The sequence below is a fragment of the Streptomyces sp. NPDC048419 genome, assembly GCF_043200415.1.
GTDB lineage: Bacteria > Actinomycetota > Actinomycetes > Streptomycetales > Streptomycetaceae > Streptomyces.
Genome location: NZ_JBICXT010000007.1, coordinates 285079 through 297179 on the forward strand (window position 1 = coordinate 285079; position 12101 = coordinate 297179).

Annotated in this window: 13 protein-coding genes; 10 read left to right on the forward strand and 3 right to left on the reverse strand. The window is 71.3% G+C overall.

Features of this window, described 5'->3' with window-relative positions:
• Positions 1–103: 103 nt before the first annotated feature.
• From dxr to ACGFYN_RS18210, 7 genes are all read left to right on the forward strand, one after another.
• Entirely contained in the window at positions 104–1372 is a 1269-nt protein-coding gene (gene dxr, locus ACGFYN_RS18180; protein WP_393866809.1) for a 1-deoxy-D-xylulose-5-phosphate reductoisomerase, read from the forward strand.
• Between the two features lie 8 nt (positions 1373–1380).
• Entirely contained in the window at positions 1381–2673 is a 1293-nt protein-coding gene (locus ACGFYN_RS18185) for a M50 family metallopeptidase (RefSeq protein ID WP_393866847.1), read from the forward strand.
• A gap of 170 nt (positions 2674–2843) precedes the next feature.
• The gene (gene ispG / locus ACGFYN_RS18190) at positions 2844–4001 is read left to right on the forward strand and encodes a flavodoxin-dependent (E)-4-hydroxy-3-methylbut-2-enyl-diphosphate synthase (protein WP_393866810.1); all 1158 of its coding nucleotides are present in this window, start codon (positions 2844–2846) and stop codon (positions 3999–4001) included.
• A 217-nt stretch (positions 4002–4218) separates the two neighbouring features.
• The gene (locus ACGFYN_RS18195; RefSeq protein WP_393866811.1) at positions 4219–5067 is read left to right on the forward strand and encodes a GNAT family N-acetyltransferase; all 849 of its coding nucleotides are present in this window, start codon (positions 4219–4221) and stop codon (positions 5065–5067) included.
• Positions 5068–5121: 54 nt separating this feature from the next.
• Entirely contained in the window at positions 5122–5688 is a 567-nt protein-coding gene (locus tag ACGFYN_RS18200) for a GNAT family N-acetyltransferase (RefSeq protein WP_393866812.1), read from the forward strand.
• A gap of 73 nt (positions 5689–5761) precedes the next feature.
• Complete coding sequence (locus ACGFYN_RS18205; RefSeq protein ID WP_393866813.1) at positions 5762–7465, forward strand: proline--tRNA ligase; 1704 nt, start codon at positions 5762–5764, stop codon at positions 7463–7465.
• A gap of 341 nt (positions 7466–7806) precedes the next feature.
• Positions 7807–7989 carry a ferredoxin gene (locus ACGFYN_RS18210; protein ID WP_393866814.1) on the forward strand — a complete coding sequence of 61 codons (183 nt, stop codon included), beginning with the start codon at positions 7807–7809 and terminating at the stop codon, positions 7987–7989.
• Positions 7990–8020: 31 nt separating this feature from the next.
• Here the strand turns inward: ACGFYN_RS18210 and ACGFYN_RS18215 are convergent, their stop codons facing one another.
• Genes ACGFYN_RS18215 through ACGFYN_RS18225 form a run of 3 tightly spaced genes read right to left on the reverse strand, consistent with a single transcriptional unit; the run spans position 8021 to position 9936 of the window.
• Positions 8021–8920, reverse strand: coding sequence for an aminoglycoside phosphotransferase family protein (locus ACGFYN_RS18215; RefSeq protein ID WP_393866815.1), 900 nt, complete (start codon positions 8918–8920; stop codon positions 8021–8023).
• A gap of 27 nt (positions 8921–8947) precedes the next feature.
• On the reverse strand, positions 8948–9415 hold the full coding sequence (locus ACGFYN_RS18220) for a ferritin-like domain-containing protein (protein ID WP_393866816.1): 468 nt from the start codon (positions 9413–9415) through the stop codon (positions 8948–8950).
• Positions 9412–9936, reverse strand: a complete 525-nt coding sequence (locus tag ACGFYN_RS18225) for a hypothetical protein (protein ID WP_393866817.1) — start codon at positions 9934–9936, stop codon at positions 9412–9414. Before ACGFYN_RS18225 ends, ACGFYN_RS18220 begins: the two co-directional genes overlap by 4 nt.
• 231 nt (positions 9937–10167) lie before the next feature.
• Between ACGFYN_RS18225 and rimP the strand changes: the two genes are divergently transcribed.
• From rimP to ACGFYN_RS18240, 3 genes are all read left to right on the forward strand, one after another.
• Positions 10168–10680, forward strand: a complete 513-nt coding sequence (gene rimP / locus ACGFYN_RS18230) for a ribosome maturation factor RimP (protein ID WP_393866818.1) — start codon at positions 10168–10170, stop codon at positions 10678–10680.
• A 2-nt stretch (positions 10681–10682) separates the two neighbouring features.
• Complete coding sequence (gene nusA, locus ACGFYN_RS18235) at positions 10683–11705, forward strand: transcription termination factor NusA (RefSeq protein ID WP_393866819.1); 1023 nt, start codon at positions 10683–10685, stop codon at positions 11703–11705.
• Positions 11706–11806: 101 nt separating this feature from the next.
• Positions 11807–12085 carry a YlxR family protein gene (locus ACGFYN_RS18240; protein ID WP_393866820.1) on the forward strand — a complete coding sequence of 93 codons (279 nt, stop codon included), beginning with the start codon at positions 11807–11809 and terminating at the stop codon, positions 12083–12085.
• Positions 12086–12101: the final 16 nt, after the last annotated feature.

Here is a 12101-nt window from a genome sequence, read left to right on the forward strand (position 1 = left end):
CCACACAAGGGGGGATCCCCCCGCGACCCGGCGGAGCCCGGCAAGCCACCCGCCCGAGCGACGCACTGTCCTCCTCGCGGCGCACCTCGGCAACAATGGAGGGATGAGCGACAGTCCAGCCCCACTCGCCGACCCGCACCTCGTCTACGACCCCGTGGCGGGCAGCGGCCCGAAGGACGTGGTGATCCTCGGCTCCACCGGGTCGATCGGCACCCAGGCCATCGACCTCGTACTGCGCAACCCCGACCGCTTCCGGGTCACCGGGCTCTCGGCCAACGGCGGACGGGTCGCCCTCCTCGCCGAGCAGGCGCACCGGCTCCGGGTGCGGACCGTCGCGGTCGCCCGCGAGGACGCCGTGCCCGAGCTGCGCGAGGCGCTCGCCGCGCAGTACGGCGCGGGGGAGCCGCTGCCGGAGCTGCTGGCCGGGCCCGAGGCGGCCACACAGCTCGCCGCGTCCGACGGCCACACCGTGCTCAACGGCATCACCGGCTCCATCGGCCTCGCCCCGACCCTCGCCGCCCTGGAGGCGGGCCGCACCCTCGCGCTCGCCAACAAGGAATCGCTCATCGTCGGCGGCCCGCTGGTCAAGGCGCTCGCCAAGCCCGGGCAGATCATCCCGGTCGACTCCGAGCACGCGGCCCTGTTCCAGGCGCTGGCGGCCGGCACGCGCACGGACGTACGGAAGATCGTCGTGACGGCCTCCGGCGGCCCCTTCCGCGGCCGTACGAAGGAGCAGCTGGCGCACGTCACCGTCGAGGACGCCCTCGCCCACCCCACCTGGGCCATGGGCCCGGTGATCACGATCAACTCCGCGACCCTGGTGAACAAGGGGCTGGAAGTGATCGAGGCACACCTCCTCTACGACATTCCCTTCAGTCGCATTGAGGTCGTCGTGCATCCCCAGTCGTATGTCCACTCGATGATTGAGTTCACGGACGGCTCGACGATCGCCCAGGCGACGCCCCCCGACATGCGCGGGCCGATCGCCATCGGCCTCGGCTGGCCCGAGCGGATCCCCGACGCGGCCCCGGCATTCGACTGGAGCAAGGCGTCGACGTGGGAGTTCTTCCCGCTCGACAACGACGCCTTCCCGTCGGTGAACCTCGCCCGGCACGTGGGTGAGCTCGCGGGCACCGCCCCGGCGGTGTTCAATGCGGCCAACGAGGAGTGCGTGGAGGCGTTCCGCAGCGGAGCGCTGCCCTTCAACGGGATCATGGAGACCGTGACCAGGGTGGTCGAGGAGCACGGCACCCCGCCCACGGGAACCTCACTCACCGTGCCGGACGTCCTCGAAGCGGAGACCTGGGCACGGGCCCGGGCCCGGGAACTGACGGCGCAGACGGCTACGGCCACCGCGGAGGCGCGTGCATGACATCCCTGATGATGGTCCTCGGCATAGTGATCTTCGTGGTCGGCCTGCTGGTCTCGATCGCGTGGCACGAGCTGGGGCACCTGTCCACCGCCAAGCTCTTCGGCATCCGTGTGCCGCAGTACATGGTGGGCTTCGGCCCCACCATCTGGTCACGCAAGAAGGGCGACACCGAGTACGGCTTCAAGGCCATCCCGTTCGGCGGCTACATCCGCATGATCGGCATGTTCCCGCCCGGCGACGACGGCCGGATCACCGCACGCTCGACGTCCCCCTGGCGCAGCATGATCGAGGACGCCCGCTCGGCCGCCTTCGAGGAGCTCCAGCCCGGGGACGAGTCCCGGCTCTTCTACACGCGCTCGCCCTGGAAGCGGGTCATCGTGATGTTCGCGGGCCCCTTCATGAACCTCATCCTGGCCGTGGCGCTGTTCCTCACGGTCCTGATGGGCTTCGGCATCACCCAGCAGACCAACACCGTCAGCTCGGTCTCCCAGTGCGTCATCGCCCAGAGCCAGAACCGCGACGCCTGCAAGAAGGGCGACCCGGCCTCCCCGGCCGCGGCGGCGGGCCTCAAGGCGGGCGACAAGATCGTCTCCTTCAACGGGGTCCGCACGGACGACTGGAACAAGCTCTCCGACCTCATCCGCGCCACCCCCGGCAAGGACGTGGCGATCGTCGTCGACCGCAAGGGCCAGGACGTCACGCTCCACGCGAAGATCGCCACCAACCAGGTCGCGAAGAAGGACTCCAGCGGCCAGGTGGTCCCCGGCAAGTTCGTCACCGCCGGCTTCCTCGGCTTCAGCGCGGCCAACGGCGTCGTCCGCCAGGACTTCGGCGACTCCGTGTCCTGGATGGGCGACCGGATCAGCGAGGCCGTCGACTCCCTCGCGGACCTGCCCGGCAAGATCCCGGCCCTGTGGGACGCGGCCTTCGACGGCGCCCCCCGTCAGCCCGACTCCCCGATGGGCGTGGTCGGCGCGGCCCGCGTCGGCGGCGAGATCTTCACCCTCGACATCCCGCCCACCCAGCAGCTGGCCACGGCCCTGATGCTGATCGCCGGCTTCAACCTCTCGCTGTTCCTGTTCAACATGCTCCCGCTCCTCCCGCTCGACGGCGGCCACATCGCCGGCGCCCTCTGGGAGTCCCTGCGCCGCCACCTCGCCCGAGTCCTGCGCCGCCCGGACCCGGGCCCGTTCGACGTGGCGAAGCTCATGCCGGTGGCCTACGTGGTGGCCGGGGTGTTCGTCTGCTTCACGCTGCTCGTCCTGGTGGCCGACGTGGTCAACCCGGTGAAAATCACCTAGACACCTGGTGTTCGGGGCGGCCTGGAAGGGTTTACTCCAGGCCGCCCTTCCATTGAGTGGGTTTGGGGCCCGCGATGTGCTCTGGTCCGCGCAGGTGACGTAATCTCAAGGTCTGGAGCCCGCTGCTGACGGGGCCGGACCTTGATCCACGACTTGGGGTTGCACAGCAGATGACTGCGATTTCTCTCGGCATGCCGTCCGTTCCGACCAAGATCGCCGAGCGGCGCAGGAGCCGGCAGATCCAGGTCGGATCCGTGGCCGTGGGCGGAGACGCCCCCGTGTCCGTGCAGTCGATGACCACGACCCGTACGTCGGACGTCGGCGCGACGCTCCAGCAGATCGCCGAGCTCACCGCCTCCGGCTGCCAGATCGTCCGGGTGGCCTGTCCTACGCAGGACGACGCCGACGTGCTCGCCACCATCGCCAAGAAGTCGCAGATCCCGGTCATCGCCGACATCCACTTCCAGCCGAAGTACGTCTTCGCCGCGATCGAGGCGGGCTGCGCGGCGGTCCGCGTCAACCCCGGCAACATCAAGCAGTTCGACGACAAGGTCAAGGAGATCGCGCGGGCGGCCAAGGACCACGGCACCCCGATCCGCATCGGCGTGAACGCCGGCTCCCTGGACCGCCGCCTGCTCCAGAAGTACGGCAAGGCCACCCCCGAGGCCCTCGTCGAGAGCGCCCTGTGGGAGGCGTCCCTCTTCGAGGAGCACGACTTCCGCGACATCAAGATCTCGGTCAAGCACAACGACCCGGTCGTGATGATCGAGGCGTACAAGCAGCTCGCCGCCCAGTGCGACTACCCGCTGCACCTCGGCGTGACGGAGGCCGGCCCCGCCTTCCAGGGCACCATCAAGTCGGCCGTCGCCTTCGGCGCCCTCCTCTCCCAGGGCATCGGCGACACCATCCGCGTCTCCCTGTCGGCCCCGCCGGTCGAGGAGGTCAAGGTCGGCAACCAGATCCTGGAGTCCCTGAACCTCAGGCAGCGCGGCCTGGAGATCGTCTCCTGCCCGTCCTGCGGCCGCGCCCAGGTCGACGTCTACAAGCTGGCCGAGGAGGTCACGGCGGGCCTGACCGGCATGGAGGTCCCGCTGCGCGTCGCCGTCATGGGCTGCGTGGTGAACGGCCCGGGCGAGGCCCGCGAGGCCGACCTCGGCGTCGCCTCCGGCAACGGCAAGGGCCAGATCTTCGTCAAGGGCGAGGTCATCAAGACCGTCCCCGAGTCCAAGATCGTCGAGACCCTCATCGAGGAAGCGATGAAGATCGCCGAGCAGATGCAGGCGGAGGGTACGGAGTCCGGAGAGCCCTCGGTCTCGGTGGCGGGCTGAGGGGCTGAGGGGCTCTTTCTGAGCGCCGGTCGGTGATGTCAGCCCGTCCGGCGCTTGAGGACGAGGCCCGTTCAGGGCCGACGGCGGGGGCCCGGGGGCGGCAGCCCCCGGACGGCACAGCAGCCAAGCCCTACCCGACAACTGAGGGGGGCGGCGCGGCAAAGCTTCCGCAGGTACAGTGCGGAGATCAGCAGAACCCGCAGCGTGAGGCCCCCGCGTGTTGACCCAGACCACCTCCCGGGTGCTCGAACCGAGCGACCTGGACGCCGCCCTCGCCGTCCTCGACCGTGAGCCGGTCGCGAACGCCTTCGTGACGTCACGGGTGCAGGTCGCGGGCCTCGACCCGTGGCGTCTCGGCGGCGAGATGTGGGGCTTCTACGAGGAGGGCATGCTGACCTCCCTCTGCTACGCGGGCGCCAACCTCGTCCCGATCTGCGCCACTCCGCGCGCCGTGCGCGCCTTCGCCGACCGCGCCCGCAGGGCCGGCCGCCGCTGCTCGTCGATCGTCGGCCCCGTCGAGGCCACCGCCCAGCTCTGGCGCCTGCTGGAACCAGGCTGGGGCCCGGCCCGCGAGGTCCGCGCCCAGCAGCCCCTGATGGTCACCGACCGCATGCCCGACGGCATCGCCCCGGATCCGTACGTCCGCCGCATCCGCAAGGACGAGATGGAGACGATCATGCCGGCGTGCGTGGCGATGTTCACCGAGGAGGTCGGCGTCTCGCCGCTGGCCGGGGACGGCGGGCTGCTGTACCAGGCGCGGGTCGCCGAACTCGTCGGCTCCGGGCGCTCGTTCGCCCGCCTCGACGAGCACGGCAAGGTCGTCTTCAAGGCGGAGATCGGCGCCGCCACCACCCAGGCCTGCCAGATCCAGGGCGTGTGGGTGGCGCCCGAGTACCGGGGTCAGGGGGTCGCCGCTCCCGGCATGGCGGCCGTGCTGCGGTACGCGCTCGCCGACGTGGCCCCGATAGTCAGCCTCTACGTGAACGACTTCAACACCCCGGCGCGCAGCGCGTACCGGCGGGTGGGCTTCCAGGAGGTCGGCGCGTTCATGAGCGTTCTGTTCTAGCCGCACCTCACAGTGCTGTTCTGACCCTCGTACGAGCCCTGTAGTCTCCCCGGCATGCTGCGCTTTCCCGGTCACGGACACCGACGGCCCGACGACGTCGTGATCGGCCCCCTCGATCTGTCCGCCCGGGTCGACGAGGCGCTCGCCGTGCAGGCTCTGGCCTTCGGACTGGGCGCCGACGAGGTCGCCGTGCGCCGGCAGATCGTCCTGCGGCACATGACGTATCCGGGGGCCCGTGCGTTCGGCGCCACCATCGAGGGCCGCCTGGTCGGCTTCGTCTACGGCATGCCGAACGACCGCGCGCACTGGTGGTCCACCGTCGTGGAGCCGTACGTGCGCGCGCAGGGCCACGAGGGCTGGCTCGACGACTCCTTCGTGATCACCGAGCTGCACGTCCACCCGGGCCACCAGAACCGCGGGATCGGCCGCGGTCTGATCACGACCATCACCGACGGCGCCGCCGAGCCCCGCTCGATCCTCTCGGCGATCGACGTGGACAGCCCGGCCCGCGGCCTCTACCACTCCCTCGGTTACGAGGACCTCGCCCGTCAGGTCCTCTTCCCGAGCGCCCCGAAGCCGTACGCGGTGATGGGCGCCCCTCTGCCGCTGCGCCACCGTTAACCGATTTCCACCGGAACCGGCCCCCCGGCTAACCTCCTTGCCATCACCTAGACGCAGCAGGAGTACGAGAACCATGGCGAACGCACCGGTCCAGCGCATGTCCCAGTTGATGGCCAAGACGCTGCGTGACGACCCGGCGGACGCCGAGGTCCTCAGCCACAAACTGCTCGTGCGCGCCGGCTACGTCCGCCGGACCGCGGCCGGGATCTGGAGCTGGCTGCCGCTCGGCAAGAAGGTCCTCGGCAACGTCGAGCGCATCGTCCGCGAGGAGATGGACGCGATCGGCGCCCAGGAGGTGCTGCTCCCCGCCCTGCTGCCGCGGGAGCCGTACGAGGCGACCGGCCGCTGGCAGGAGTACGGCCCCGAGCTGTTCCGTCTCAAGGACCGCAAGGGCGGCGACTACCTCCTCGGCCCGACCCACGAGGAGATCTTCACCCTGCTGGTGAAGGACCAGGCGTCCTCCTACAAGGACCTGCCGGTCGTCCTCTACCAGATCCAGCACAAGTACCGCGACGAGGCCCGTCCGCGGGCCGGCATCCTGCGCGGCCGTGAGTTCCTGATGAAGGACTCGTACTCCTTCGACACCGAGGACGAGGGCCTCGCCCGCTCCTACGCCCTGCACCGCCAGGCCTACCAGCGGATCTTCGAGCGCCTCGGCCTCGACTACCGCATCTGCGCCGCGACCGCGGGTGCCATGGGCGGCTCCAAGTCGGAGGAGTTCCTCGCCCCGGCCGAGGCCGGCGAGGACACTTTCGCCGACTGCCCGAACTGCGACTTCGCGGCCAACACCGAGGCGATCACGTACGAGCTGAAGCCGGTGGACGGCTCCGGCGTGCCGGCCGTCGAGGAGCTCGACACCCCGGACACCCCGACCATCGAGACGCTCGCCGCGTTCCTCGGCGTCCCGGCCTCCGCCACGCTGAAGAACCTCCTGGTGAAGGTCGACGGCGAGATCGTCGCCGTCGGTGTCCCGGGCGATCGCGAGGTCGACATGGGCAAGGTCGAGGCGCACTTCGCCCCGGCACTCGTGGAGATGGTGACCGAGGCCGACTTCGCGGGCCGCCCGGACCTGGTCCGCGGCTACGTCGGCCCGCAGGGCCTGGGCGAGAAGGTGAAGTACATCGCCGACCCGCGCGTGGCCCCCGGCACCGCCTGGACCACCGGCGCCAACAAGCCCGGCGTGCACGCCAAGAACGTCGTGGTCGGTCGCGACTTCGAGGTCGGCGAGTACGTCGACGTCGTGGTCGTGCAGGACGGCGACCCCTGCCCGAAGTGCGGCACCGGCCTCAAGCTGGACCGCGCCATCGAGATCGGCCACATCTTCCAGCTCGGCCGCAAGTACGCCGACGCCCTCAAGCTCGACGTCCTCGGCCAGAACGGCAAGCCGGTCCGCGTCACCATGGGCTCGTACGGCATCGGCGTCTCCCGCGCGGTCGCGGCCCTCGCCGAGCAGACCGCCGACGAGCAGGGCCTGTGCTGGCCGGCCGAGGTCGCCCCGGCCGACGTGCACGTGGTCGCCGCGGGCAAGGCCCTGCAGACCGAGCTGGCCCTCGAAGTGTCCGAGAAGCTGCGCGCGGCCGGGCTGCGCGTCCTGGTCGACGACCGGGCCGGGGTCTCCCCGGGCGTGAAGTTCACCGACTCCGAGCTGATCGGCGTACCGAAGATCCTGGTCGCGGGCCGCCGCGCCGCCGACGGCGTGCTGGAGCTCAAGGACCGCAGGACCGGTGAGCGCGAGGAACTGACGGTGGACGAGGCGATCGCCCGCCTGACCGCTTAGGAAACTCCTCAGGAAGCTCTTGGGGGCCCTGAAGGGGGCCCACCGACTTCTCTCAGGCCGTTCCCCGACCGTAGGACGTGACAGAGCGTCACTACGGGAGGGGAACGGTCATGACCACCGGAGAAAGGGGCCCTGCGGCCTTCGTCCGCAGAGGCGCCCGGCGCACCGCGGCCGTCGCGGCGGCCGTCACGCCGGCGGCCGCGGCGGGTTGCCTGGCGCTCGTCGGCACCATCCGGGCGGACGCACGTCGGCGGGCACCGCTGGTCCGGCCTCGTCGACGGCCGCGGCGCCTGCCACCACCCGGACGGCACGGCCCGCCTGGTCCGCAGTGCGCTCACCACATGGACCAGCGGATCACCATCGACTGGACGTCCTGCGAAGGCCATGGCCTGTGCGCCGAGCTCCTCCCGGAACACATCACGTCGGACGAGTGGGGCCACCCGCTCGTGGCCGGCGCCCGGTCCCGGCGCGGACGGTCGAGCGAGCCCGCAAGGCGGCGGCCAACTGCCCGGTCCTGGCTCTGAAGCTGACGGCTCTGAGGCTGACGGCCGGGGGCTAGAGCCACCCGGCGAATTCCAGCAACAGCTCCGCGTCCTTCGACCGCCCCACCCGAAGCGCCCGTACACCGGACTCCACGGCCCGGAACAGCGTCCACCCCCGCAGCCGCTCCTGATCCACGTCCAGCGATTCCGCGAGCCGCTTCACCCGGCGCCGGGTGATCGGCGCCCCCGACGGCGAGGCGATCAGGTCCTCCACCCGGTCCCGCACCAGCCGCGCCAGGTCGAAGGCACACTCACCGACGACCGGATCGGGTCCGACCGCCAGCCACGGCATCCGCTCCCCGGCCAGCACCTTGCTCTGCCGGAACGTCCCGTGCAGCAGCCGGTGCTCGGGCGGCGCCGCCAGCAACGACTCGCGTGCGGCCACCGCCGCGTCCACCAGCGCCGCCACGTCGGCGTGCGCGGCCGTAGTGCTCCGCATCGCCTCGGCCTGCCGCCCGGTCCGCTCGGCGACCGTCTCGAAGGGATGCCCGGCAGGGGGTTCGACCCACAGCCGCCGCAGCGTGCCCGCCGCCTCCAGCAGCGCCTTGGCCTCCGGCAGCGACCGCACCGAGACATCCGGATGCAGCCGCTCCAGCAGCAGCGCACCCGCCGAAGCGAAGGGTTCCAGAAGCTGTACGGCGCCCAGCCCGCCCCAGTGCGCGAGCGCGGCCCGCTCGCTCTCCGGCCGGGCCCGGGGCGGTGCCAGCTTGAGCACCGTGGGGGTGCCGTCCGGCCTGCGCACCAGCACGACCAGGCTGCTGCGCCCGCCGGGCACCTGCACCCGCTCCACGGTCAACTCGCGTAGCGCGACGGCCTGCTGCGCCACTTCGGGCAGCTTCTCCAGCCAGCCGTCGCCGTCGGGTGCCGTCTCGCCGAGCGCCCTGACCAGACGCTGCGGCGGTTCGAAAGCCATGCGCGAGTCGTTTCCTTCCAGTACGCGTTACGCCGTGGGCGCCGACGAGGGCGGGGCCGTGGCCGCCCGCTCGGCGAGCCCAGGGAAGGCTACGCTCTCGCCGCTCCAGCGCACCGCCCGCACCGCCGCCTCCCGCAGTGCCTCGGCGGCCGAACGCCGCTGTTCGCCCCCGGTTGCCCGCACGAGGTCGGAGTACACCCCGGCCACCCGCTCCTCCAGTTCGGTGGCGAACCGCACGGCCGCGCCCGAGTCCGGCACCGGGAACGGCAGCGCGTACGCGGCCGCCGCGGCCACCGGGGTGCCGCCCAGGTCCCGGACCCTGCGGGTCAGCGCGTCCCGCCGGGCCCGGTGCGCGTCGTACGCCGACCGCGCCTCGGCCCGCCGCCCCTCGCGGATCCGCCCGCCGACGACGCCGTAGCCGTACACGGCCGCATGCTCGGCGGCCAGCGCGGCCTGCAGGGCCCTGAGCTCCTGCTTGTCCGTCCCGCCGCTCATCCGGCACCCTCCGTCAGCAGATACGCGTGCGCCGCTCCGGCCGCCGCCACCGAGGCCAGCAGCCGCGCCAGCTCGCCGGGCACGTCCAGGAGCGCCGCCATGCGCCGGTCGGACAGGGCCCGTTCGGCGGCGGCGAGTTCGGCCAGGGCGTCCTTCTCGGTGGCCGGCGTGGGCGAGACCTCACCGGAAGCCGACGGTGACGCCGTCCCCGTGCTCCCCTTCGCTGCCGTCCCCCCGAACGCCTCCGCGTGCCGCACGACTTCCGCCCGCAACGGCCCCAGCCGCCCGGCCACCTGCGGATGCGTGGCGATCACGGCGTCGTACCGCCCGACCATCCCCGCACTCTCCCGCGCCGCCAGCGCCCGCGCCTTCCGCGTCACCGACTGGCTCCCGGCGGCACTCTCTTCCGGCTTTCCGCCTGCACCGGTACATCCCGCCAGCAGGGCGGCCCCGGCGGCGGAGACGAGCAGGGCTCTTCGGCGAAGCCCCGAGGGGACCCGCAAAGGTGGGGGGTACGACACGGCTGACGTCCTCGGGGGGTGCGTACGAACACATGGGCGGGAACCGCCGTTGATCACGTTACCCGCGAAGTGGCCCACCTCATATCACCGGCTCGACGGCCCCTGAGCCGGAAGGCGCCCGGCCCCACCGTCCGACGCGGAGGCAGGACGCAACACCCCTCGCGACCGGATACCCTTTGACCAGACACGCGACCTTCCCACAACAGCACACGCGGCCGAGGAGTCACCCGGATGAGCACCACCCAGAGCGAGAGGCTCCGAGAGCTCCTGGAACCGCTCGTCAGCTCCCAGGGGCTGGATCTCGAAGAGATCGCAGTGGACTCCGTCGGGCGAAAGCGGGTGCTGCGCGTGGTCGTCGACTCGGACGCCGGTGCCGACCTGGACCAGATCGCCGATGTGAGCCGTGAGCTCTCGGCGAAGCTCGACGAGACGGACGCGATGGGCGCGGGCGAGTACACCCTCGAGGTCGGAACCCCCGGCGCGGAACGCCTCCTCAAGGAGCACCGGCACTACGAGCGTGCCGTGGACCGCCTGGTGAAGTTCCAGCTGGCCGAGGGCGGGGAACTGGTGGCCAGGATCCTGAAGGTCGACGACGAGGGCCTCGATCTCGAGGTCCCCGGGGTCAAGGGCCGCAAGGCAACCGGCCGCAGACTCGCCTTCTCCGAGATCGACAGGGCGCGCGTGCAGGTCGAGTTCAGCCGCAAGGACAACGAGAAGCCCAACCAGAAGGAAGAGGAGGCGTAGCCGTGGACATCGACATGAGTGCCCTGCGGGGCTTGGTACGGGAGAAGGAGATCTCCTTCGACCTGCTGGTCGAGGCGATCGAGTCGGCCCTCCTCATCGCCTATCACCGCACCGAGGGAAGCCGCCGACACGCGCGCGTGGAGCTCAACCGGGAGACCGGACATGTGACCGTGTGGGCGAAGGAGGACCCCGACGACCTCGAAGAGGGCCAGGAGGCCCGCGAGTTCGACGACACCCCGTCCGGCTTCGGCCGTATCGCCGCCACCACCGCCAAGCAGGTCATCCTGCAGCGGCTGCGCGACGCCGAGGACGACGCGACGCTCGGCGAGTACGCCGGCCGCGAGGGCGACATCGTCACCGGCGTGGTCCAGCAGGGGCGCGACCCTAAGAACGTGCTCGTGGACATCGGCCGGCTCGAGGCCATCCTGCCGGTGCAGGAGCAGGTGCCGGGCGAGACGTATCCGCACGGGATGCGGTTGCGCTCGTACGTCGTACGAGTGGCGAAGGGCGTCCGCGGCCCGTCCGTCACCCTCTCGCGCACCCACCCCAATCTGGTGAAGAAGCTCTTCGCCCTGGAGGTGCCGGAGATCGCCGACGGCTCCGTGGAGATCGCCGCGATCGCCCGCGAGGCCGGCCACCGCACCAAGATCGCCGTCCGCTCCACCCGTTCGGGCCTGAACCCCAAGGGCGCCTGCATCGGCCCCATGGGCGGCCGGGTGCGCAACGTGATGGGCGAGCTGAACGGCGAGAAGATCGACATCGTCGACTGGTCCGACGACCCGGCCGAGATGGTGGCGAACGCGCTGTCGCCGGCGCGGGTCTCCAAGGTCGAGGTCGTGGATCTCGCCGCCCGCTCCGCGCGCGTGACGGTGCCGGACTACCAGCTGTCCCTGGCGATCGGCAAGGAAGGGCAGAACGCCCGGCTCGCGGCCCGGCTCACCGGCTGGCGGATCGACATCCGCCCGGACACCGAGCAGCCCGCGGAGCAGCTCGGAGACCAGCACGGGGAGCGGCGCGGGGAATAGATCCGAGCCGCGGATGGCTCAGATCACGACAGTTGTATGCGCGGAAGTGTTCGATTCTTGCCCCAAAGGGGTGAGGTCGCGCCGGGGAGGTAGACTTAGCAGTGTCTGGCCGGACGCGTGCCCGCGCATGCCCTGAACGCACCTGTGTGGGGTGCAGGCAGCGAGCGGCCAAGAAGGATCTGCTGCGCACTGTGGCGATCGAGGACGAATGTGTCCCCGATCATCGCGGTACGCTGCCCGGCCGGGGTGCTTACGTGCACCCCGCCGTGGTCTGTCTCGACCTGGCGGTACGTCGCCGGGCGTTCACGCGGGCGTTGCGCGCCCCGGGAGCGCTCGACACCAAGGCGTTGCGCCTCTATGTCGAGCAGACAACACCGTAAGAAGCGTCGTACGGAA

Coding starts and splice junctions, on each gene's coding strand:
- dxr (WP_393866809.1), top strand. CDS start 104: ATGAGCGACAGTCCAGCCCCACTCGCCGACCCGCACCTCGTCTACGAC.
- ACGFYN_RS18215 (WP_393866815.1), bottom strand. CDS start 8,920: ATGGCTTTCGAACCGCCGCAGCGTCTGGTCAGGGCGCTCGGCGAGACG.
- ispG (WP_393866810.1), top strand. CDS start 2,844: ATGACTGCGATTTCTCTCGGCATGCCGTCCGTTCCGACCAAGATCGCC.
- ACGFYN_RS18185 (WP_393866847.1), top strand. CDS start 1,381: ATGATGGTCCTCGGCATAGTGATCTTCGTGGTCGGCCTGCTGGTCTCG.
- ACGFYN_RS18205 (WP_393866813.1), top strand. CDS start 5,762: ATGGCGAACGCACCGGTCCAGCGCATGTCCCAGTTGATGGCCAAGACG.
- rimP (WP_393866818.1), top strand. CDS start 10,168: ATGAGCACCACCCAGAGCGAGAGGCTCCGAGAGCTCCTGGAACCGCTC.
- ACGFYN_RS18200 (WP_393866812.1), top strand. CDS start 5,122: ATGCTGCGCTTTCCCGGTCACGGACACCGACGGCCCGACGACGTCGTG.
- ACGFYN_RS18220 (WP_393866816.1), bottom strand. CDS start 9,415: ATGAGCGGCGGGACGGACAAGCAGGAGCTCAGGGCCCTGCAGGCCGCG.
- ACGFYN_RS18210 (WP_393866814.1), top strand. CDS start 7,807: ATGGACCAGCGGATCACCATCGACTGGACGTCCTGCGAAGGCCATGGC.